17 protein-coding genes are annotated in these 19,650 nt (G+C 61.2%); 11 read left to right on the plus strand and 6 right to left on the minus strand.

Features of this window, described 5'->3' with window-relative positions:
- Positions 1 to 161: 161 nt before the first annotated feature.
- The 3 genes from ACTD9P_RS22385 to ACTD9P_RS22395 are packed head-to-tail and all read right to left on the minus strand — an operon-like array spanning position 162 to position 4,211.
- The gene (locus ACTD9P_RS22385) at positions 162 to 1,499 is read right to left on the minus strand and encodes a c-type cytochrome (protein WP_438869392.1); all 1,338 of its coding nucleotides are present in this window, start codon (positions 1,497 to 1,499) and stop codon (positions 162 to 164) included.
- 16 nt (positions 1,500 to 1,515) lie between these two features.
- Positions 1,516 to 3,753 carry a xanthine dehydrogenase family protein molybdopterin-binding subunit gene (locus ACTD9P_RS22390; protein ID WP_438869393.1) on the minus strand — a complete coding sequence of 746 codons (2,238 nt, stop codon included), beginning with the start codon at positions 3,751 to 3,753 and terminating at the stop codon, positions 1,516 to 1,518.
- Positions 3,753 to 4,211, minus strand: a complete 459-nt coding sequence (locus ACTD9P_RS22395) for a (2Fe-2S)-binding protein (RefSeq protein ID WP_017137716.1) — start codon at positions 4,209 to 4,211, stop codon at positions 3,753 to 3,755. Before ACTD9P_RS22395 ends, ACTD9P_RS22390 begins: the two co-directional genes overlap by 1 nt.
- A 428-nt stretch (positions 4,212 to 4,639) precedes the next feature.
- Here ACTD9P_RS22395 and ACTD9P_RS22400 point away from each other — a divergent pair, with 428 nt between their 5' ends.
- A complete protein-coding gene (locus tag ACTD9P_RS22400) occupies positions 4,640 to 5,380 on the plus strand; it encodes a hypothetical protein (RefSeq protein ID WP_438869394.1) in 741 nt (246 codons plus the stop codon).
- A gap of 117 nt (positions 5,381 to 5,497) precedes the next feature.
- Positions 5,498 to 5,797: a hypothetical protein gene (locus ACTD9P_RS22405; protein ID WP_438869395.1), complete on the plus strand. Its 300-nt coding sequence runs from the start codon at positions 5,498 to 5,500 to the stop codon at positions 5,795 to 5,797.
- Between the two features lie 240 nt (positions 5,798 to 6,037).
- On the opposite strand, the gene ACTD9P_RS22410 is transcribed toward ACTD9P_RS22405, so the two are convergent.
- Complete coding sequence (locus ACTD9P_RS22410; RefSeq protein ID WP_438869396.1) at positions 6,038 to 6,541, minus strand: hypothetical protein; 504 nt, start codon at positions 6,539 to 6,541, stop codon at positions 6,038 to 6,040.
- A gap of 64 nt (positions 6,542 to 6,605) precedes the next feature.
- Positions 6,606 to 7,232, minus strand: coding sequence for a helix-turn-helix domain-containing protein (locus ACTD9P_RS22415; protein WP_307419523.1), 627 nt, complete (start codon positions 7,230 to 7,232; stop codon positions 6,606 to 6,608).
- Positions 7,233 to 7,638: 406 nt separating this feature from the next.
- Here ACTD9P_RS22415 and ACTD9P_RS22420 point away from each other — a divergent pair, with 406 nt between their 5' ends.
- The 3 genes from ACTD9P_RS22420 (at position 7,639) to ACTD9P_RS22430 (ending at position 11,490) form a co-directional block, all read left to right on the plus strand.
- On the plus strand, positions 7,639 to 9,753 hold the full coding sequence (locus ACTD9P_RS22420) for a TonB-dependent receptor family protein (protein ID WP_438869397.1): 2,115 nt from the start codon (positions 7,639 to 7,641) through the stop codon (positions 9,751 to 9,753).
- Positions 9,754 to 10,018: 265 nt separating this feature from the next.
- The gene (locus tag ACTD9P_RS22425) at positions 10,019 to 10,561 is read left to right on the plus strand and encodes a sigma-70 family RNA polymerase sigma factor (RefSeq protein WP_438869398.1); all 543 of its coding nucleotides are present in this window, start codon (positions 10,019 to 10,021) and stop codon (positions 10,559 to 10,561) included.
- On the plus strand, positions 10,558 to 11,490 hold the full coding sequence (locus tag ACTD9P_RS22430; RefSeq protein ID WP_438869399.1) for a FecR family protein: 933 nt from the start codon (positions 10,558 to 10,560) through the stop codon (positions 11,488 to 11,490). The genes ACTD9P_RS22425 and ACTD9P_RS22430 overlap by 4 nt, the downstream gene beginning before the upstream one ends.
- 1 nt (position 11,491) lies before the next feature.
- On the opposite strand, the gene ACTD9P_RS22435 is transcribed toward ACTD9P_RS22430, so the two are convergent.
- A complete protein-coding gene (locus ACTD9P_RS22435) occupies positions 11,492 to 13,309 on the minus strand; it encodes a sigma-54-dependent Fis family transcriptional regulator (protein WP_438869400.1) in 1,818 nt (605 codons plus the stop codon).
- A gap of 291 nt (positions 13,310 to 13,600) precedes the next feature.
- Here ACTD9P_RS22435 and ACTD9P_RS22440 point away from each other — a divergent pair, with 291 nt between their 5' ends.
- From ACTD9P_RS22440 to ACTD9P_RS22465, 6 genes are read left to right on the plus strand one after another with little or no spacing between them, the layout of a single operon-like run.
- Complete coding sequence (locus tag ACTD9P_RS22440) at positions 13,601 to 14,695, plus strand: ABC transporter ATP-binding protein (RefSeq protein WP_138815601.1); 1,095 nt, start codon at positions 13,601 to 13,603, stop codon at positions 14,693 to 14,695.
- A complete protein-coding gene (locus ACTD9P_RS22445) occupies positions 14,695 to 15,792 on the plus strand; it encodes an ABC transporter ATP-binding protein (RefSeq protein ID WP_438869401.1) in 1,098 nt (365 codons plus the stop codon). The genes ACTD9P_RS22440 and ACTD9P_RS22445 overlap by 1 nt, the downstream gene beginning before the upstream one ends.
- Complete coding sequence (locus tag ACTD9P_RS22450) at positions 15,789 to 16,655, plus strand: carbohydrate ABC transporter permease (protein WP_005789024.1); 867 nt, start codon at positions 15,789 to 15,791, stop codon at positions 16,653 to 16,655. The genes ACTD9P_RS22445 and ACTD9P_RS22450 overlap by 4 nt, the downstream gene beginning before the upstream one ends.
- A 10-nt stretch (positions 16,656 to 16,665) precedes the next feature.
- A complete protein-coding gene (locus tag ACTD9P_RS22455; protein ID WP_003174634.1) occupies positions 16,666 to 17,466 on the plus strand; it encodes a carbohydrate ABC transporter permease in 801 nt (266 codons plus the stop codon).
- A gap of 11 nt (positions 17,467 to 17,477) precedes the next feature.
- Complete coding sequence (locus ACTD9P_RS22460) at positions 17,478 to 17,750, plus strand: DUF2160 domain-containing protein (protein ID WP_438869410.1); 273 nt, start codon at positions 17,478 to 17,480, stop codon at positions 17,748 to 17,750.
- 48 nt (positions 17,751 to 17,798) lie between these two features.
- On the plus strand, positions 17,799 to 19,541 hold the full coding sequence (locus ACTD9P_RS22465; protein WP_065930235.1) for an ABC transporter substrate-binding protein: 1,743 nt from the start codon (positions 17,799 to 17,801) through the stop codon (positions 19,539 to 19,541).
- Positions 19,542 to 19,650: the final 109 nt, after the last annotated feature.

The raw sequence follows: 19,650 nt of genomic DNA on the forward strand, positions 1-19,650 counted from the left end.
TTGCTCGCGAATGCGGTGGGTCAGTCAGCATCCATGTGTCTGGCCTACCGCATTCGCGAGCAAGCCCGCTCCCACAGTTTTGATTGTGTACAGGCAGGCGGGGTTGCGGATTTAAGGCACTCGATCAGATCATTCCCACGCGGGAGCGTGGGAACGATCTGTTAGCGCATGTGCAGGATAATCGGGCTGCTGCTGGCCGGGTCTGTATGCCCGCGCAGCTTGTTAACTGCCGCTGCCTCTACCGCGCCGCCGTTGTTGCCCCATGTACCGCGCACATAGCTCAACACCTGGGCGATTTCCTGGTCGGACAATTGCTCGCGGAACGCCGGCATGCGGTACGCGTCCGGCACACCGGCGGTCACGATGCGTTGCGAGCCATTGAGGGTGATGTTGATCGCCGAGGCGCTTTCCTTGGCCAGGGCTGAGGTGGCACCGGCCAACGGTGGCATCCACTCCGGCTGGCCTTTGCCGTCCAGGCCATGGCAGGAGGCGCAGCGGGTGGCATAGGTGTGGGCTCCCGGAGCGCTTGTGTCGAGCGATGCCGTTTGGTATTGCCACGGCGAACCGTCACGCTGCGGATCCCCAGGTAACGACTTGAGATAACGCGCAATGGCCGCCAGGTCGTCGTCTTGCATGAACTGCGTGGAGTTGTTAAACGCCTCGGTCATCGAGCCATACACCACCGCGTGTTTATTACGCCCGGTCTTGAGGAACTGCACAATCTCCGGCTCGCTCCAGCGGCCCAAACCGGTGTTGTGGTCCTGGCGCAGGCTCGGTGCGTACCAGCCGTCGAGCAGGGCACCGGCGAGGAACGGCGCGCCGGACTCATCCAGGGCCTTCTCGTTAAAGGCCAGCCCACGCGGCGTGTGGCAACTGCCGCAGTGGCCGGGGCCTTGGACGATATAGGCGCCACGGTTCCACAACGCGTCCTGCTCGGGTTTGGCGGCATAGGTTTTAGTCGGCGCGAACACGCCGTTCCACAGCGCGATTGGCCAACGCATATTCAGCGGCCACGGAATGCTGCTGGGAATGTTCGGCTCGCTGGCCGGTTGCACGCCCTGTATGAAAAACGCATACAGCGCACGCATATCGTCGTCGCTGAGTTTCACGTAGGACGGGTAGGGCATGGCCGGGTAGAGCCGTCGCCCACCCGGTGCCACGCCGTGGCGCACGGCGCGGTCGAAGTCAGCCAGGCTGTAGGTGCCGATGCCGACGTTTTTGTCCGGCGTGATGTTGGTGGCATGGATGGCGCCCAGCGGCGTAGCCATTTCCAGGCCGCCAGCGAACGGCGCTTTGCCCGGCAGGCTGTGGCAGGCCACGCAATCACTGACGCGGGCGACGTATTCGCCACGGCTGACCAGTGTCGGGTCGGCGGTGGCGTTGGCCTGTTCAAACGGCGAAGCAGGTTGGCGGGTGACGTACCAGGCCAGCAGGCCGGCGGCGACCGCGCCGGCCAGCACCAGCCAGCCAGCGGTTCTAGCCAATCGTTGGTTGTTCATAGGCGTTCCTTGTCGGTCAGGCGAAGGTGTAGCGGCTCAAGGGCAGGCTGCGGATGCGCTGGCCGGTCAAGTGCGCCACCGCATTGGCCACGGCAGGCGCCACTGCAGGTAGCGGCGGCTCGCCGATACCGCCCATCTTTTCGCCGCTCTCGACGATCTTTACGTGCACCTTGGCCATCCGCGAGGGTGGCAGGATCGGGTAAAGGTCGTAGTTGCGCGCCCGTGGTTTACCGTCCACGTACACCGCTTCTTCCACCAACGTTTGTGACAAGCCCAACGCTACGGCGCCATTGACCTGGGCCTCGATGATCGCCGGGTTGACGATGCTGCCAGGGTCGATGGCTTCCCAGATGTGATGCACCTTGACCTGGCCGTTTTCGATCGACACTTCGGCAACCACCGCCGCATGCGAGCCAAAGGGCGAGGCCATGGCCACGCCGCGGGCACGCCGGCTGCCGTCTTCGGCGGTATACGGGCCACGTTTCCAGCCACCGGACAACTCGCCCACCGCTTGCAGCAACGTGGTCAGGCGTTTGTTGTCGCGCAGCAGGTGCAGGCGCAACTCGTACGGGTCATGGCCGCCTTTGTCGGCCAGTTCATCGAGGAAGGCTTCGTAGAAAAAGTCATTCAGCGAGTTACCCACCGAACGCCAGTAGCCGAGCATGGTCGGGCCTTTGACGTAGATCTGGGCGATGCGCTTGTTAGGAATCGCGTAGGACTTGCCCGACAACCCTTCGAGGGCCGTCGGGTCGATTTTGTCGCCCTGTTTGCCGGCGATGGCTTCGGATGGGCCTTCGGTGGCGCTCACGGCTTCGATGGCCACCGGCAAGCCTTTGTCATCCAGCGCCGCGCGGAACTTGACCACCGCGACCGGGCGCAGCACATCGCGCAGGAACTCTTCTTCGCGGCTCCAGATCAGCTTGACCGGGCGGCCCACGGCTTTGGCCAATGCGACGGCCTGCGGGTACGGGTTGGCCGAGTCATACAGGAAATGCCGGCCGAAAAAGCCGCCCAGTAACGGCGAGTGCAGGGTGATCTTCGACACGTCCAGCCCGGTGCGCTTGGCGATGTCGGCGCGGAACATGTCCGGCGCCTGGTTCGGCAGCCACACTTCCAGCGTGCCATCCGGGTTATAGCGCGCCAGGGCCGATGGCGGCTCCAGTTGGGCGTGGTTGACGTACTGGTTATGGTAGGTGGCTTCGACCTTGGTCTTGGCATTTGCCAACGTGGCGTTGACGTCGCCTTCGTTTTCTTCGTCGCGGGCCGGGCCTTGCTGGGCGGCGAGGAAGTCACGGTATTTGTCGCTGGAAAAATCCGCCGGCATGGCGCGCACTGTAGAGTCGGCGGCGGCTTCCAGCCATTCGACTTGAATAGCTTCTACTGCACGCTTGGCGTGCCACCAGCGCTCGGCCACCACGGCCACGGCGCCAGGCAATTGATGCACCGAGTGCACGCCTTTCATGGCTTCGACCTGGGACTGATTGCGCAGGCTGCCCACGGTCATGCCCAGGCGCGGCGCATGCTGGACGGCGGCGTGGAGCATGCCGTCGACCTTGAGGTCGATGCTGTATTGCGCCTTGCCAGTGGACTTGTCGTAGGCATCCAGGCGTTTGACCGGCTTGCCGATCCAGCGGAATTGGCTCGGGTCGCGCAGGGTGATAGTGGACGGGTCAGGCACCGGCATGTCGAGGGCGCGGCTGGCGAGTTCGCCGTAGCCCAGCGAGCGGCCCGAGGCGGCGTGTACCACGCGGCCGGGTGTGGTGGTCAGTTGCGCGACCGGCACGCCCAGTTGCTCGGCACCGGCCTGCAACAGCATGGCGCGGGCCAGAGCGCCGAGGCGGCGCATCACTGGGTAACTCATGCGCACCGACATGCTGCCGCCGGTGATGCGCATACCGTTTTCCATCACCACATAGGCATCGCCCGGTGGCGCGGCCTCGACAATGAAGGTGGCAGGGTCGGCGTCCAGTTCTTCACCGACAATTTGCGCCATGGCGGTGTGGGTGCCTTGGCCGCCTTCCATAAAGGGGCTGAGCAGGCGCACCGTGCCGTCCGGGCGAATCTCCAGAAACGCCGGCACCTGCGTGCCGCGCTCCGCAGGGTTGGCGGTGGCCGCGAAGGCGCGGCCGCCACCCAGCGGCAAGCCGAAACCAATCACCAGCGCGCCCACGGCGGTGCTGGCCAGAAAGCGCCGGCGTGACAGGTTGACCGGGTCGCCCAGGGCCACATCCAGCAATTCGTTGCGCGTATTCATCATGCGCGCTCCTTCTGCTGGGCCAAATCCTGCATGGCGGTGTGGATGGCGTTATAGGTGCCGCAGCGGCACAGGTTGACCATGGCGGCATCGATTTGCGCGACCGTCGGCGCGGGGGTGTGCTTGAGCAGCGCCGTGGCCGCCATCACCTGCCCGGACTGGCAATAACCGCATTGCGCCACCTGATGTTCGACCCAGGCGGCGACCACGTGCTTGCCCACCGCATCGTCCTCAATGGCCTCGATGGTCGTGACCTCGCGGCCGACCACACCCGCCACCGGGGTAACGCAGGAGCGCACCACATTACCGTCCACCAGTACCGAACAGGCGCCGCACTGGGCCAGGCCGCAACCGTACTTGGTGCCGGTCATGCCGAGGTCGTCGCGGATCACCCACAGCAGCGGCGTGTCGGCGTCGGCATCGACCTGGTAGGTCTTTTGGTTGATACGTAATTCCATGGCGGGTTCACCTGCTGATCATCGGTTGGTGGTGCTGAGCTCTTTTGAGCCCTTATAAGAAGAGTGGGACTTGTGGCCCATCGTTGCACTCTAGACCACGGCGCAAGGGCTATCTATCCGCCAGTCGATAAGTCGGAGGATCAGGCAAGTATTTCGCAGGAATGCACTACCCGGCCGCTTGATCGTTCCCACGCTCCGCGTGGTAACGCATCCAGTGACGCTCCGCGTCACGGCGTCAGAAAGCGGGACGCGGAGCGTCCCGGGCGGCATTCCTTTGAGGCGCGTGGGAACGATCCTATAGGCACCCCTTTGCGCGTAGGCAACCTCTGAACCGACCCGGCTCGCCGCACTTTTTTTCATTCTGCTGATCTACCCCTGTCACGACCCCGCTCATTCAGAGCGAGGCAGCAGAACCAGACCCGGTGCCGATGGATCGAACCTCAACTACTTTTATCTCCCGCTGGCCTTTGTTGTCAGCGGCTCTATTGGCCCTGTTTGCCAGCGGTTGCAGCCAGCAGCAGGGCCGCGATATCGCCAGCCAGTTCAGCAATGGCAGGCCCGACGAGTTCTTCCAGACCAGCGTCGACCGCATGGCAACCTTGAGCATGCGCGACAACCTGCAAAGCCTGTATCTGCTGATGAGCAAGCTCTACCTGCGCAACCCCAACCAGTGGCGCCAATCCGGTTACCCGGATGCGGTGAGCGCCGCGCGGGAAATCCGCCAGGCCATCGAGCAGCAGCAACCGCTGCCGGCCCTGGGCGAGCGGCGCGATCTCGCAGCCTTGAGCTACTCGTTAAGCCCGGATTTTAAAGGCGACCGGGTCGGCGCGTTTATCTACGCGATCGGCAGCATGCTGGTGACCGCCCACGGCGGCCGCACCCAGTTCTATATGACCGACTCAATCAACCCGCAGTTTGTCAGCAACGCCGCACGTAACATCGAGAAAGCCACCTGGCTGCTCAGTCAACGCCAGGACGCCAACGGCGTATTACTGCTGTTTTCCAACGAGATATCGGAGGAGGGCAGCAACCTCAGCTTTGCGGTCGAGTTCGGCAAAGTAGTCGCGCGCCTCGACCTGCTCGCGCAGATGCTCGATGAACGCTACCGACGTGTGGCGCTCAACTATGCGCAGAGTTTGCTGCTGATGAATTTCTTGCCGGTGCAGTAATGTAGGTACGGCATGTCCCTTTCAAGTGTAGGAAAGGGCCTATCTTGAGGCCCCTCGCTTGAAACACCCTTCGGTGGGCAATAGCCTCGGGCTTTTCTCAACGGATGAGTGCGTACCTTGGGTAAGCGAAAAACGGTTTGGCCTACGGATCGCGAGGTTCGTCTGCGATTTATCCTCTTTGCAGTGATCGATGTGGCAAGCGCCCAGGGGGTTCCTGCAGAGGTGTTATTGAGCGCTCATAAACTGCTGCGCGATTCGCCGGCGGAGTCTCAGTTGCGTAAAGCCCTGGCTGAGATCCTGGCGTGCGATGAAATGGCGGGGTTCAGTTTCCCCTGGGGGTCTGAGGCGGATGAATTTATGCGCACGATTGAACCGCTGAAAGGCCAGGCTGATTATCAGAAATTGCCCACGGGTTAGATCGTTTATTTCCTTAAGTGAGGTTGCAAGGCTTTAATCGCATATCCATCTTGGCGTTAATGCGGTGCCAGTAGCGGCTGTGTATGTCTTTGCATCGCTTCATCTGTGTTCACGTACGACTTCGCTGTAGGGGTCACCCAAGCAAGCTCCCGAACAGCCATTTGTGCTGCTCTGCCGTCGTCTTGCGCCGTTACTCGGTGCCTCTAGAATCGGCGCCAGAACTTAGCCATTTCCTGTCGATTACGGAGTTTCGAACATGATGAACGCAATGCAGATGCCGATGAACACGTCCATGCCAATGATGCCGATGATGGGCATGCCGATGATGATGGCGACCATGAAGTGTGAAATGGCGGGCGATGCCATGATGTGCACCATGAAGCCGGCGGCGGGTATGGACATGGCGCAGTTCAAGACCAATGCCGAGATGATGGCGATGATGATGAACTGCGGCATGCCGATGATGATGCAGTGCGCCAACATGTCGATGCTGTGCATGTCGGCCGATGCCATGAAGATGATGGCTGACATGAACATGCCGATGATGGGCATGCCGATGCCGATGATGAAATGCATGATGGAATGCAGCGTGATGGGCGACAGCATGATGTGCAAAATGATGCCGATGCCAGGCATGAGCGTGGCCATGATGGAAAACTGCTGCATGCTGATGAAAAAACTGATGAACGACTGCGCCATGCCGATGATGATGAGCTGCAACGGCATGCCGATGATGTGCTGCACCTGCTGATCGCTGCTGCGTAAAACACGTGCAAAAAAGCCCCGACTTGTCGGGGCTTTTTTGCATTCAGTCCAGGCGTTCCGGGTAGGTGATCACCAAAAATGCCACTGCCTCGCTGTCCGCCGGGTTGCGGTAGCGGTGGGGCTGGTCGGCGTAGAACAGGATCGAGTCGCCGGTGGAGAGCAAGTAACGCTCATCGTTGACGCTGACTTCCAGTACGCCCTGGGCCACCACCAGGTTTTCCTGAATGCCGGGGCCGTGGCCGGCGGAAACTTCCTCGCCGAGCGCGCGCAGGCGGATTTCGTAAAATTCCGATTGGCGGGCGGTATCAAAGGGAAACAACGCACGGCTGACGAAGGCTCCGTCGGCACTCACCAGGCGTTTGCTCTGTTGCGCCGGTAACACCTCGACGCCTTCAAAGGCACGGTCCTCCAGAAAGGCCGCGACCGACACCTTTAAACCTTTGGCGATTTTGCACAGCACCTTGATCGACGGCACGCTGCGGCCGGACTCGATCTGCGCCAGCATCGCACGGCTCACGCCGCATGCGCGTGCCAGCCCGTCCAGCGAGAGGTGGCGTTTACTGCGCAAACGTTGCAGGTTCTGCGCCACGCACAGGCTGGTGTCGTCATCCTCAATCGCAGGTTTTGGCAGTGTTTCGGCTGATTCGGGCAGTACCTGTAAAAAATTCATCGGCGTTACGCCCGGCGCGTATCACTGGCGGTTGCGGTGTGGGCGGAGAACACCGCAAGCCCCGCGCGTGCCGCGTACATCGCCCACATCAGCTCGGCCGCGGCACGCGCTTGGCGGCGTTTGCGGTGGAGGGTCAAGTCAATAACGCTGGCGGATGTGTGCATGCTGGGATCTCGTGGGCGACTCAATGACCCCACAGTAATGCGTGCTGGTTATTTCTTTAAATACTGAGTTTGCATGTGTTAATGCGATTTTGGACTTAGAAAATAATCTCGGTCCGATGCTGTTGTGGGAAGGGTCTGGTCCGTTAATTAAGCGTGACCTGGTGGGCCTGCCTGGCTTCCCATCACTGTTCGCGTGATGGCCCAGGCTTTTTCACGCCCCCGAATTCCAAGGATTTACCCCCATGTTGTTGCGCCAACCCCCACTGCTGTTTGCCGCCCTGACCTTCAGTTCACTGGCGCAAGCCGACACCCTGCAACTGGCCCCGGTCGAAGTCTCCAGCAGCGAGGCCAGCGCCGCCGAAGTGGCCCAGGCGCAGCTCAAGAGTGTGCCTGGCGGCACTAACTTCATCGATATGAGCAGCGTGCAGCAGGGACGCGTCAGCACCAACGAAGATGTGTTCAAGTACCAGGCCGGCGTGTACGCCAAGGCGGCGAATAATGAAGGGGTGAAGCTGTCGATCCGCGGTTCCGGCCTGAACCGCAGCCCCGGCTCCCACGCCTCGGGCCTGTATGAAATGCTCGACGGTTTGCCGCTCACCGGCCCCGGCGGCACGCCCTATGAACTCAAGGACCCGCTGTGGCAAAGCCGCGTCGAGGTGCTGCGCGGTGCCAACGGTTTTGACCAGGGCGCCCTGGCCCTCGGTGGCTCGGTCAACTATGTCACGCATACCGGCTATGACGCGCCGAAGTTGCAGGTGCGCTATGAAGTGGGCAGTCGCGGTTATGCCCAGCGCGAAATCAGCTCCGGCCAGGTGCTGGGCGACGCCGACTATTACATCAGCCTCACCGACTCCGAATCCGACGGCTATCAGCACCAGAGCGCGGGCACCGGCAAGGGCATTGCGGCCAACTTTGGCTACCGCTTCAACCCGGACCTGGAGACGCGCTTCTATTTTCGCTACCGCGAAACCACCAACGACAGCCCCGGCAAGTTGACGCGCTACCAGATCAGCCACGACCCAACCGCCGCCAACCGCCTCAACGCCGCCCGCGACTCGAAGCGCCTGCAGCCGGGCTCGACCTGGATCGCCAACAAGACCACCTTGCAGCTCGATGACAGTTCCCGCGTCGAGGTGGGGCTGGCCTACCACGACTACCCGATGGATTTGCGCGAAGGGCTCAACCGCCTGAAAGTCGCCTACACCGATGTCAGCGGCACCCTGAACTACATCCGCCAGGACAGTTGGTTTGGCCACGACAGCAAAACCACCCTTGGCCTGCGCACCACCCAGGCGATGCCCAACAACGGCGCCTCGGAATATGTGCGCGTGCCGTCGAGCAACCCCGCCAGCTATTACGCCCCGGGCACCAAAACCCGCGACTACAGCTACCTGGGCTCCGACACGGTGCTGCATATCGGCAACGAGCTGGAGCTTGCGCAAGACCTGTGGCTGACCACCGGCCTGGCGGCGATCTACACCCGCCGCGAAACCCAGGTCAGTTACCCCGAAGGGCAGCCGCCGCTTAGTCAGCATGATTGGGACTACGCGCCGCGTATCGGCCTGCGCTATGACTTCACCCCGCAGTTGCAGGTGTACGGCAACCTGAGCCGTTCGGTCGAGCCGCCGCACGCGTGGTCGATGATCTGGGGCTCCAACAAATATTTTACCGGTGGCCCGGCCAACGGGTTGGCCCGCGAAGGCGTGAGCTTGCGCAATCAGACCGCCACCACCGTGGAGATAGGCGGGCGCGGTGAGCAATGGTTTGGCCAGTGGGACCTGGCGCTGTACCGCTCCGAAGTGCGTCACGAACTGCTCACGGTGGAAACCCAGGCGCAGACACAGGCCAGCAGCGCCGTCGTCGCCGAAGCCAACGCCAGCCCCACCGTGCACCAGGGCGTGGAGTTGAGCCTGCTCAGCCCGTTGTGGGACGGTGGTGGTAATGGCCAGGTGGCCCTGCGCCAGGCCTACACCTACAGCGATTTCCACTACCGTGACGACGACCGCTTCGGCGCCAACACCTTGCCGGGCATCCCCAAGCATTACTACCAGGCGCAAGTACGCTACAGCCACCCGACCGGTTTCTACACCAGCCTCAACACCGAGCATGCTTCACGGGTGGCGGTGGACTACGCCAACTCTTACTACGCGGCGGCGTACACAACCCTGGGTGCCACCTTCGGCTACGACGCGCCGAAACAAGACTGGCAAGCCTGGGTTGATCTGCGCAACCTCACCAACCGCCGTTATGCCGATACCGTCACACCGGGTTATGACGACAAGGGGTTGGATGTAGCGCGTTCTACGCCGGCCGATGGGCGCGGTATCTATACCGGTGTGTCCTGGAGCTGGCGCTAAGCGGATTTAGCTGTAAGCGAGGTCAAACTGTGGGAGCGGGCTTGCTCGCGAATGCGGTGGGCCAGTCAATTCATCTGTAACTGATCCACCGCCTTCGCGAGCAAGTCGAATCGTCGCACCGCCGCTCCCACATTGACCGTGCACAACTTCCACAAACTCGCAGCTGCCACAAAACTGCGCCACCCGAGTGGCCCTTGCCCCGCCACAGTTTTACTGGCATTGTTCGCGCAATTGGTAATATTTCCCATTTGAGAAGTTTTTGCGCATGCATGACATTCCGGCCGCGCCGGGCGATTGCGCCCGTCAGCAGACCCTTACGGCGATGTACAGCGAGCACCATGGCTGGTTGCACGGCTGGCTGCGCAAAAAACTCGGGTGTTCCCACTACGCCGCCGACCTGGCCCACGATGCGTTTATCCGCGTGTTGATGCTGGCCGATCCGCAGGCCATCAAGGAACCTCGCGCCTTTCTCGCCACCACCGCCGGGCGCCTGTTGATCGATGGCGCGCGCCGCCGCCGGATCGAAAAGGCCTACCTGCAAGCCCTGCTGGTGCAGTGTGAAGACGCCGGCATGCCCGACCCGGCCGCCATCCACGTGGCGCTGCAAGCCTTGGAGCGCATCGCCGAGATGCTCGCCGGCCTGCCCGCAAAAACCCGTGAAGCCTTCCTGTTAAGCCGCCTCGACGGGCTCACCTACAGTGAAATCGCCGCACGCCTTGAGGTGTCACCCAGCACGGTCAAAAACTACCTGTCCACCGCGCTGGTGCATTGCTACCACAGCCTGTACGCGGCGGACCCGTTGCCGTGAACTCTGAGCAGATCATTCAACAAGCGGCGAATTGGCTGACGCGGTTGCACGACGAAGACGTCGGTGAGGCCGAACGCCAAGCCTTCAACACCTGGTGCCAGGCCGACCCGCGCCATTCCGTGGCCATCGAGCGCATGCGCTCGCTGTGGGGTGGCTTTGATACTTTGCCCGCGCAACCGGCACGCATCGCCCTCAATCGCGCTTTTGCGCCCCAACGTTCGCGCCGGGTGCAGGCCTTGGGTGTGCTCGGCGTAGTGCTGTGCGGCTGGTTCGGTGTGCAGCACATGCCGGTGTGGATGGCCGACCAGCGCACCGGCGTCGGCGAGCGCCGCCAGGTCGCCCTCGAAGACGGCAGCCAGTTGCAGCTCAACAGCAACTCGGCGGTGGACGTGAAATTCGACGGCCACCAGCGCGTGATCGAACTGCTGCAAGGCGAGCTGTGGGTTGAGGTGGCCAAGGACGCGCAACGGCCATTCGTGGTACGCACCGATCAAGGCACGGCCACGGCCTTGGGCACGCGTTATCTGGTCAAGCGTGCGGCGGACGGCAGCACCGTGGTGACGGTGATCGAGTCCACCGTGGCGGTCCAGGGTGACACGGGTGAGGGCGTCAAGGTCACGGCCGGGCAGCGCACGGTTCTGGATCATGGCCACGCGGGGACTGTACAGGCGACCGCCAGCGCCGATCCGGATGCCTGGACGCGTGGCCTGCTCAAGGTCAACGACCAACCGCTGAGTGAGGTGCTGCAAACCCTGGCCAGCTACCGTCACGGCTTGGTGCGCTTCGATGCCCAGGCGTTGAAAAACCTGCGCGTTTCCGGGGTGTTCAAGCTCGATGACACGGCGGCGGCGCTCTCGGCGCTGGCCGATAATCTGCCGATCCGAGTGGAGTACTTCACCGACCTGATGGTGGTGGTCAAACCGCGCTAGCTCAACCTTCGTGCTGGCGCAGGCGCTTGTACAGGGTGTTGCGGCTTACGCCCAGCTCCCGCGCCAGGTGCGAGATATTGCCGCCCGCCGCTTTCAGGCGTTGGGTCAGGTCGCTACTGTCCTCCAGGCTTGGCTGGGTGGGCAAGGGCGCCGCCACGTTCAGGTCGACGAAGAAATCATCCGGCAAATGCTCCGGTCGCACCGGCTGCTCCTCGGCCATCGCCAGCGCCACCTGCAACACGCTGCTGACCTGGCGCAGGTTGCCCGGCCACGGGTGTTGTTCGAACAAGGCCAGCACCTCGGCACTCAGCCCGGCCCATTGGGTCGGCTCACGGTGCTGCTGCCACAACTGCTGGAACAGCGCCTGTTTGTCGGTGCGTTCGCGCAAGGGCGGCAGTTCCAGGGTCAGGCCACCGATGCGGTAGTACAAATCCTCACGAAAACGCCCGGCCTGCACCCAGTCGCGCAGGGCACGGTTGGTGGCCGAAATAATGCGTAAGTCCACCGGGAACAGCTCGCTGCTGCCCACCGGCTGCACGCAGCGCTCCTGTAGCACGCGCAGCAAGCGGGCCTGGGTCGGCAGCGGCATATCGCCAATTTCATCCAGAAACAGCGTGCCCTTGTCCGCCTTGCGAATCAGGCCGATGCTGCCTTTCTGGTTAGCGCCGGTAAAGGCACCTTTTTCATAGCCAAACAGCTCGGATTCCACCAGTTCGGCGGGGATCGCTGCACAGTTCACCGCAATGAACGCTTGTTTGCTGCGCGAACTAGCCTGGTGCAGGGCTTTGACGAACACCTCTTTGCCGACGCCGGTCTCGCCGTGAATCAACAACGGAATGTCCTTTTCCAGCAAACGCTCGGCCTGACGCACGGCCTTTTCCACGCGCACATCGCCAAAGTGCAGGGTCTGGATGCTCATCGGCGCAGGTTTGGTGGGCTTGGGCTCAGCAAAGACCCGCGCCTGCACCGGCATCTTCTGCGGCCGCTTCAATAAACACTGGAACCGATTGCGGCCGGCCGCCTGCAACGAGAACGGCAAGCCCTCCGGTTGATTCAACAATTCCAGCAGCGAGACTTTAAACAAACTGTCGATCAGCACCCGCGACAGGCTGATGCCCAGCAAGTTGTCGGCGCGGCGGTTGGCCGACAGCACCTGGCCGCTGTCATCAAAAATAATCAGGCCCGCCCATTGGCTGTCGAGGTTGTTCAGGCCGGTGTTGAAGGTCAGTTGAAAATGCTCGCCGCGAAACAGGTTGAGAATCAGCCGGTTCTCCACGGTCTGGCTCATCATCTTGACCATGCCCAAGGTGTGGGAGGGCGGCAGGTAGCTGTCGCTGGACACATCCAGCACCGCGATTATTTCGCGCTGGGCATCGAAGATCGGCGCCGCCGAGCCGGTCATGAAGCGGTTGGCCTTGAGAAAGTGTTCATCGTGCTCGATATGCACCGCCTGGGCACAGGCCAGCGCGGTGCCGATGGCGTTGGTGCCGCTTGAGCGCTCCATCCAACTGGCGCCGGCGCTGAAGCCCCGCGCCAGCTTCGGCTCGATAAAACGCTGGGTGCCCCACGAGGTCAGCACCTGGCCCTGGTTGTCGGCCAGCATGATCAGGCAGTTGGAATTGCTGAGGATGTTTTCGTAGTAGGGCAGCACTTCCTGATGGGTGGTCTGCACCAGCGAATGCTGGCTTTCGAGCAACTGGCTGATGCCTTCGGCGGGCAGTTGATCGAAGCTGGGCGTGCTCTGGTGGTCCAGGCCAAAGGCGCGGCAACGGCGCCAGGATTCCTGGATAAGGGTGTCGTGTGCCAAGGGTTCGGCCATGGGGGGGCGACCTTCTTTTATTTTTATTGTTATCAAGCCTTGCGCCGTCCAACTGTGGGAGCAGGCAAGCCAGCTCCCACATTAAAGCTGTGGCGCCTATCGATTGTTGTTCAGAACTGTTCAATGTCAACCCACCCGCTGTTCAGTTGTTCAGCGCTGGTTGTTCATTTGTGTTCATGCCTGAACATCCTGTTCAGCCCATTTCCTTACAGATCAACCACCTGCCACTTCTGGCACGAAACTCGCTCTTACGAATGGCCAGAATCATTCCAATAATAAAAAGGGCGTGTCATGTCATTGACCCTGGAACATGTCTCCCGCGTCGTCGAAGGCCAGACCTGGATCGACGACGCCAACCTGCGTTTCGAAGCCGGTTCCTTCAACGTCTTGCTCGGCCGTACGCTGTCCGGCAAGACCAGCCTGATGCGCCTGATGGCCGGGCTGGACAAGCCCGACAGCGGCCGCATCCTGATGAACGGCGTAGACGTCACCCACAAGCCGGTGCGCTTGCGCAACGTGTCGATGGTCTACCAACAGTTCATCAATTACCCGACCATGACCGTGTTCGAAAACATCGCCTCGCCGTTGCGCCAGGCCGGTGTGTCCAACGACCTGATCCACAGCAAGGTGCTGGAAACCGCGCAGATGTTGCGCATCGAGAAGTTCCTGCAGCGTCACCCGCTGGAGCTGTCCGGCGGCCAGCAGCAACGCACGGCCATGGCCCGCGCCTTGGTCAAAGACGCCGAGCTGATCCTGTTCGATGAGCCGCTGGTGAACCTGGACTACAAATTACGCGAAGAGCTGCGTCAGGAAATGCGCGAACTGTTCAAGGCGCGCCATACCATTGCCATCTATGCCACCACCGAACCCAACGAGGCGTTGGCACTGGGCGGCACCACCACCATCCTGCACGAAGGCCGGGTGATCCAGAGCGGCAAGGCCGCCGAGGTCTATCACCAGCCCCAGACGGTGCTGGCCGCCGAGCTGTTTTCCGAACCGCCGATAAACCTGATGCCGGGGCGTATCAGCGGCAACGAAGTGAGTTTTGCCAATGTCGTGCACTTCCCGTTGAACGTGGACCTGCGCCCCATCGGCGAAGGCGAGTTCCGGTTTGGCGTGCGCCCCAGCCATATCAGCCTGGTGCCGAGCAACGACGATGACCTGGAACTGGCGGTGACCGTGGAGGTGGCCGAGATCAGCGGTTCGGAAACCTTCCTGCATGTGCGCAGCGAGCACTTTTTGTTGGTGCTGCACTTACCGGGCGTCCATGAGTACGACGTCGACGCGCCGATCCGCGTGTATATCCCCACCCATAAACTCTTTGTGTTCGATGGCCAGGGCCGTTTGGTCCAGGCCCCCGGGCGCCGCGTTGCGAGGGTTGCCTGATGGCCGAAATCCATTTGCAGAACCTCGCGCACAGCTACAGCCCTACGCCCAATGGCCCTGAGGACTACGCCATTCGGGCCATGAACCATGTGTGGGAGCAGGGCGGTGCCTACGCCTTGCTCGGGCCGTCGGGCTGCGGCAAGTCGACATTGCTCAACATCATCTCCGGCTTGCTCAGTCCGTCCGAAGGCCAAGTGCTGTTTGACGCCAAAGTGGTCAACGAACTGACCCCGGAAAAACGCAATATTGCCCAGGTGTTCCAGTTCCCGGTGGTGTACGACACCATGACGGTGTTCGACAACCTGGCGTTTCCCCTGCGAAACCAGGGCATGGCTGAGGCGAAAATCCACAGCAAGGTGCAGGAAATTGCCGAAGTCCTCGACCTGCAAGCCCTGCTGAGCAAAAAAGCCCGCAACCTCACCGCCGATGAAAAGCAAAAAGTTTCCATGGGCCGTGGCCTGGTGCGCGATGACGTGTCGGCGATCCTGTTCGACGAACCGCTGACGGTGATCGACCCGCACCTCAAATGGAAATTGCGCCGCAAGCTCAAGCAGATTCATGAGCAGTTCAATATCACCATGGTCTACGTCACCCACGACCAGCTTGAGGCGTCGACCTTCGCTGACAAAATCGCGGTGATGTATGGCGGGCAGATCGTGCAGTTCGGCACGCCGCGTGAGTTGTTCGAGCGGCCCAGCCACACCTTTGTCGGCTATTTCATCGGCAGCCCTGGGATGAATCTGATCGAGGTGCAGGCCGAAGCCGGCGGCGTGCGCTTTGCCGGCACGTTATTGCCGCTGTCCGAGGCCTTGCAACAGCGCCTGCGCGCGGCGGACTACAAAAAGCTGCAGGTGGGTATCCGCCCGGAATTTATCCACGTGTGGGACGAGTACAACCCTGACGCCCTGCAGGCCGACGTCGTTCATGTGGAAGACCTCGGCACCTACAAGATCATGACCCTCAACCTTGACGGCGCGCCGTTGAAAGTGCGCCTGGCCGAAGACAAACCGGTGCCGGAAGGCAAAGCCTCCATCAGTTTTCCCGCGCAATGGTTGATGGTGTACGCCGACGATTACCTGCTGGAGGTGCAGCCATGAACAAGGTGCAGAACAACAAAGCCTGGTGGCTGGTGTTGCCGGTGTTCCTGCTGGTGGCGTTCAGCGCGGTGATCCCGATGATGACCGTGGTCAACTATTCGGTGCAGGACATTTTCGACCAGTCCAGCCGCTATTTTGTCGGCGCCGACTGGTACAAACAGGTGCTCCTCGACCCACGCCTGCATGACTCCTTGCTGCGCCAGTTCATCTATTCGGCCTGCGTGCTGCTGATCGAAATCCCGCTGGGCATCGCCATCGCCCTGACCATGCCGACCAAGGGCCGCTGGTCGTCATTAGTGTTGATCATTCTGGCGATTCCGCTGCTGATCCCGTGGAACGTGGTCGGCACCATCTGGCAGATTTTTGGCCGCGCCGACATTGGCCTGTTGGGTTCGACGCTTAACGCCATGGGCATCAGCTACAACTATGCGGCCAACACCATGGACGCCTGGGTGACTGTGCTGGTGATGGACGTGTGGCACTGGACTTCACTGGTGGCGCTGCTGTGTTACTCGGGGCTGCGTGCGATTCCGGATGTGTACTACCAGGCCGCGCGGATTGATCGCGCATCCGCCTGGGCGGTGTTCCGACATATCCAGTTGCCAAAGATGAAAAGCGTGCTGCTGATTGCGGTGATGTTGCGCTTTATGGACAGCTTCATGATCTACACCGAGCCTTTCGTGCTGACGGGCGGCGGGCCGGGTAACGCCACTACGTTCCTCAGTCAGACCTTGACCCAAATGGCTGTAGGCCAATTCGACCTGGGCCCGGCGGCGGCGTTTTCCCTGGTGTATTTCCTGATCATCCTGTTGGTGTCCTGGCTGTTCTACACCGCCATGACCCACTCCGACGCCAACCGCTGAGGCCGCCAACATGAGCAAGCGCAAGGTTATCCCGCTGCTGATCTACATCCTGTTTCTGCTGGTGCCGATCTACTGGCTGCTGAACATGTCTTTCAAGAGCAACACCGAAATCCTCGGCGGGCTGACCCTGTTTCCGCAGGATTTTACCCTGGCCAACTACAAAGTGATTTTCACCGACCCGAGTTGGTACACCGGCTACCTCAACTCGCTGTACTACGTGAGCCTGAACACGGTGATCTCCCTGAGCGTGGCGCTGCCGGCGGCCTATGCGTTTTCGCGTTATCGCTTCTTGGGCGACAAGCACCTGTTCTTCTGGCTGCTGACCAACCGCATGGCGCCGCCGGCAGTGTTTTTGCTGCCGTTCTTTCAGCTGTATTCGTCCATCGGCCTGTTCGATACGCATATCGCCGTGGCGCTCGCGCATTGCCTGTTCAACGTGCCGTTGGCGGTGTGGATCCTGGAAGGCTTTATGTCCGGCGTGCCCAAGGAAATCGACGAAACCGCCTACATCGACGGCTACAGTTTTCCCAAGTTTTTCGTGAAGATTTTTATCCCGTTGATTGGCTCCGGTATCGGTGTGACGGCATTTTTCTGCTTCATGTTTTCCTGGGTCGAACTGCTGCTGGCGCGCACTTTGACCTCGGTTAACGCCAAGCCCATCGCGGCGGTGATGACGCGCACGGTCTCGGCTTCCGGCATTGATTGGGGCGTGCTGGCAGCGGCGGGGGTGTTGACCATCCTGCCCGGCATGCTGGTGATCTGGTTTGTTCGCAACCACGTGGCCAAGGGCTTTGCCCTGGGCCGGGTCTAGAGGGTTCGATGATGGAATGGATGGCCTGGACCACCCCGACCGCACTGTTCTTTGTGACGATTGGCCTGCTGCTGGCAGGCATGACCACCTGGGAACTGCGTTCGCCGAGTATTCCTCGGCGCGGTGTGTTGCCGATCAGCACCAGCCGTGGTGATCGTTTGTTTATCGGTCTTCTCGGCAGCGCCTACCTGCATTTGCTGGTAATCGGCGTTACCGACTGGAGCATCTGGGTGGCGTCTGCGCTATCCCTGGTATGGCTGTTGAGTGTGATGCGTTGGGGCTAGTGCCCTTATGAACTAGTGCCCTTATGAATAAACCACCAGGAGGTCTCTATGTTGAATAAAAACAATAAGCTGCGACATAGCATTTCATTGGCCGCCGTACTGGCCTTGAGCGGTTTGAGCGCCACGGCCTGGGCCGATGCGTACGAAGATGCCGCGAAAAAATGGATCGGCAGCGAGTTCAAACCGTCCACCCTTACCGAAGCCCAGCAGCTCGAAGAGTTGAAGTGGTTTATCAAGGCGTCGGAACCGTTCCGTGGGATGAAGATCAACGTGGTGTCGGAAACCCTCACCACCCACGAGTACGAATCCAAGGTACTGGCCAAGGCCTTCAGCGAAATTACCGGCATCAAGCTGACCCACGACCTGCTGCAGGAAGGCGACGTGGTGGAGAAGCTGCAAACCCAGATGCAGTCCGACAAGAATATCTATGACGGCTGGGTTAACGATTCCGACTTGATCGGTACGCACTTTCGCTATGGCAAGACCGAATCCATCACCGACCTGATGGCCAACGAAGGCAAGGACTTCACCTCGCCGACCCTGGATATCAAGGACTTTATCGGCATCTCCTTTACCACTGCGCCGGACGGCAAGATCTACCAGTTGCCCGACCAGCAGTTCGCCAACCTCTACTGGTTCCGCGCCGACTGGTTCGAGCGTGCGGACCTTAAAGCCAAGTTCAAGGAAAAATACGGTTACGAGCTGGGTGTGCCGGTGAACTGGTCGGCCTATGAAGACATTGCCAAATTCTTCAGCGAAGACGTCAAGGAAATCGACGGCAAACGTATTTATGGGCACATGGACTACGGCAAAAAAGACCCATCCCTGGGCTGGCGCTTCACCGATGCCTGGTTCTCCATGGCCGGCGGCGGCGACAAGGGCCTGCCCAACGGTTTGCCGGTGGACGAGTGGGGCATTCGCGTAGAGGACTGCCACCCGGTGGGCTCCAGCGTCACGCGTGGCGGCGACACCAACGGCCCGGCCGCGGTGTTTGCCACGCAAAAATACGTGGACTGGATGAAAGCCTACGCGCCACCGGAAGCGGCGGGCATGACCTTCTCCGAATCCGGCCCGGTGCCGTCCCAGGGCAATATCGCTCAGCAGATCTTCTGGTACACCGCGTTTACCGCCGACATGACCAAACCGGGCCTGCCGGTGGTGAATGCCGATGGCACGCCGAAATGGCGCATGGCGCCGTCGCCGGTCGGGCCGTATTGGGAAAAGGGCATGAAGAAGGGCTATCAGGACGTGGGTTCCTGGACCTTCCTCAAGTCCACGCCCGAGAAGCAAAAGCTTGCGGCCTGGCTGTACGCGCAGTTCGTCACCTCGAAAACCGTGTCACTGAAGAAAACCATCGTTGGCCTGACGCCGATTCGTGAGTCCGACATCAACTCCCAGGCCATGACCGACATGGCGCCCAAACTTGGCGGGCTGGTGGAGTTCTACCGCAGCCCGGCACGGGTGGAGTGGACCCCGACCGGCACCAACGTGCCCGACTACCCACGCCTGGCGCAGCTGTGGTGGAGCAACATCGCCGCAGCGGCCAGCGGCGAGAAAACCCCGCAACAGGCGCTGGATAACCTGGCCAAGGAACAGGACGCGATCATGACGCGCCTGGAGCGCTCCAAGGTGCAGCCGGTGTGCGGCCCGAAAATGAACCCGGAGCGGGATGCGCAATACTGGTTTGACCAGCCGGGTGCGCCGAAGCCGAAGCTGGCGAATGAGAAGCCTAAAGGTGAGACGGTGGCTTATGGTGACCTGTTGAAGCAGTGGGAGGCGGCGCGTAAATAACCCATAGGCCGAAACACTGTACCTGTGGCGAGGGAGCTTGCTCCCGCTGGCCTGCGTAGCAGGCCCATTTTTGGGGCCGCTGCGCAGCCCAGCGGGAGCAAGCTCCCTC

This window comes from Pseudomonas onubensis, assembly GCF_965653655.1.
Taxonomy (GTDB): Bacteria; Pseudomonadota; Gammaproteobacteria; order Pseudomonadales; family Pseudomonadaceae; genus Aquipseudomonas.

What these genes read in the sequence shown, in the direction of transcription:
- ACTD9P_RS22465 (WP_065930235.1), top strand. Translation starts at nt 17,799, where the DNA reads ATGTTGAATAAAAACAATAAGCTGCGACATAGCATTTCATTGGCCGCC.
- ACTD9P_RS22425 (WP_438869398.1), top strand. Translation starts at nt 10,019, where the DNA reads ATGCATGACATTCCGGCCGCGCCGGGCGATTGCGCCCGTCAGCAGACC.
- ACTD9P_RS22400 (WP_438869394.1), top strand. Translation starts at nt 4,640, where the DNA reads ATGGATCGAACCTCAACTACTTTTATCTCCCGCTGGCCTTTGTTGTCA.
- ACTD9P_RS22385 (WP_438869392.1), bottom strand. Translation starts at nt 1,499, where the DNA reads ATGAACAACCAACGATTGGCTAGAACCGCTGGCTGGCTGGTGCTGGCC.
- ACTD9P_RS22390 (WP_438869393.1), bottom strand. Translation starts at nt 3,753, where the DNA reads ATGAATACGCGCAACGAATTGCTGGATGTGGCCCTGGGCGACCCGGTC.
- ACTD9P_RS22435 (WP_438869400.1), bottom strand. Translation starts at nt 13,309, where the DNA reads ATGGCCGAACCCTTGGCACACGACACCCTTATCCAGGAATCCTGGCGC.
- ACTD9P_RS22455 (WP_003174634.1), top strand. Translation starts at nt 16,666, where the DNA reads ATGAGCAAGCGCAAGGTTATCCCGCTGCTGATCTACATCCTGTTTCTG.
- ACTD9P_RS22395 (WP_017137716.1), bottom strand. Translation starts at nt 4,211, where the DNA reads ATGGAATTACGTATCAACCAAAAGACCTACCAGGTCGATGCCGACGCC.
- ACTD9P_RS22420 (WP_438869397.1), top strand. Translation starts at nt 7,639, where the DNA reads ATGTTGTTGCGCCAACCCCCACTGCTGTTTGCCGCCCTGACCTTCAGT.
- ACTD9P_RS22440 (WP_138815601.1), top strand. Translation starts at nt 13,601, where the DNA reads ATGTCATTGACCCTGGAACATGTCTCCCGCGTCGTCGAAGGCCAGACC.
- ACTD9P_RS22445 (WP_438869401.1), top strand. Translation starts at nt 14,695, where the DNA reads ATGGCCGAAATCCATTTGCAGAACCTCGCGCACAGCTACAGCCCTACG.
- ACTD9P_RS22415 (WP_307419523.1), bottom strand. Translation starts at nt 7,232, where the DNA reads ATGAATTTTTTACAGGTACTGCCCGAATCAGCCGAAACACTGCCAAAA.
- ACTD9P_RS22460 (WP_438869410.1), top strand. Translation starts at nt 17,478, where the DNA reads ATGGAATGGATGGCCTGGACCACCCCGACCGCACTGTTCTTTGTGACG.
- ACTD9P_RS22450 (WP_005789024.1), top strand. Translation starts at nt 15,789, where the DNA reads ATGAACAAGGTGCAGAACAACAAAGCCTGGTGGCTGGTGTTGCCGGTG.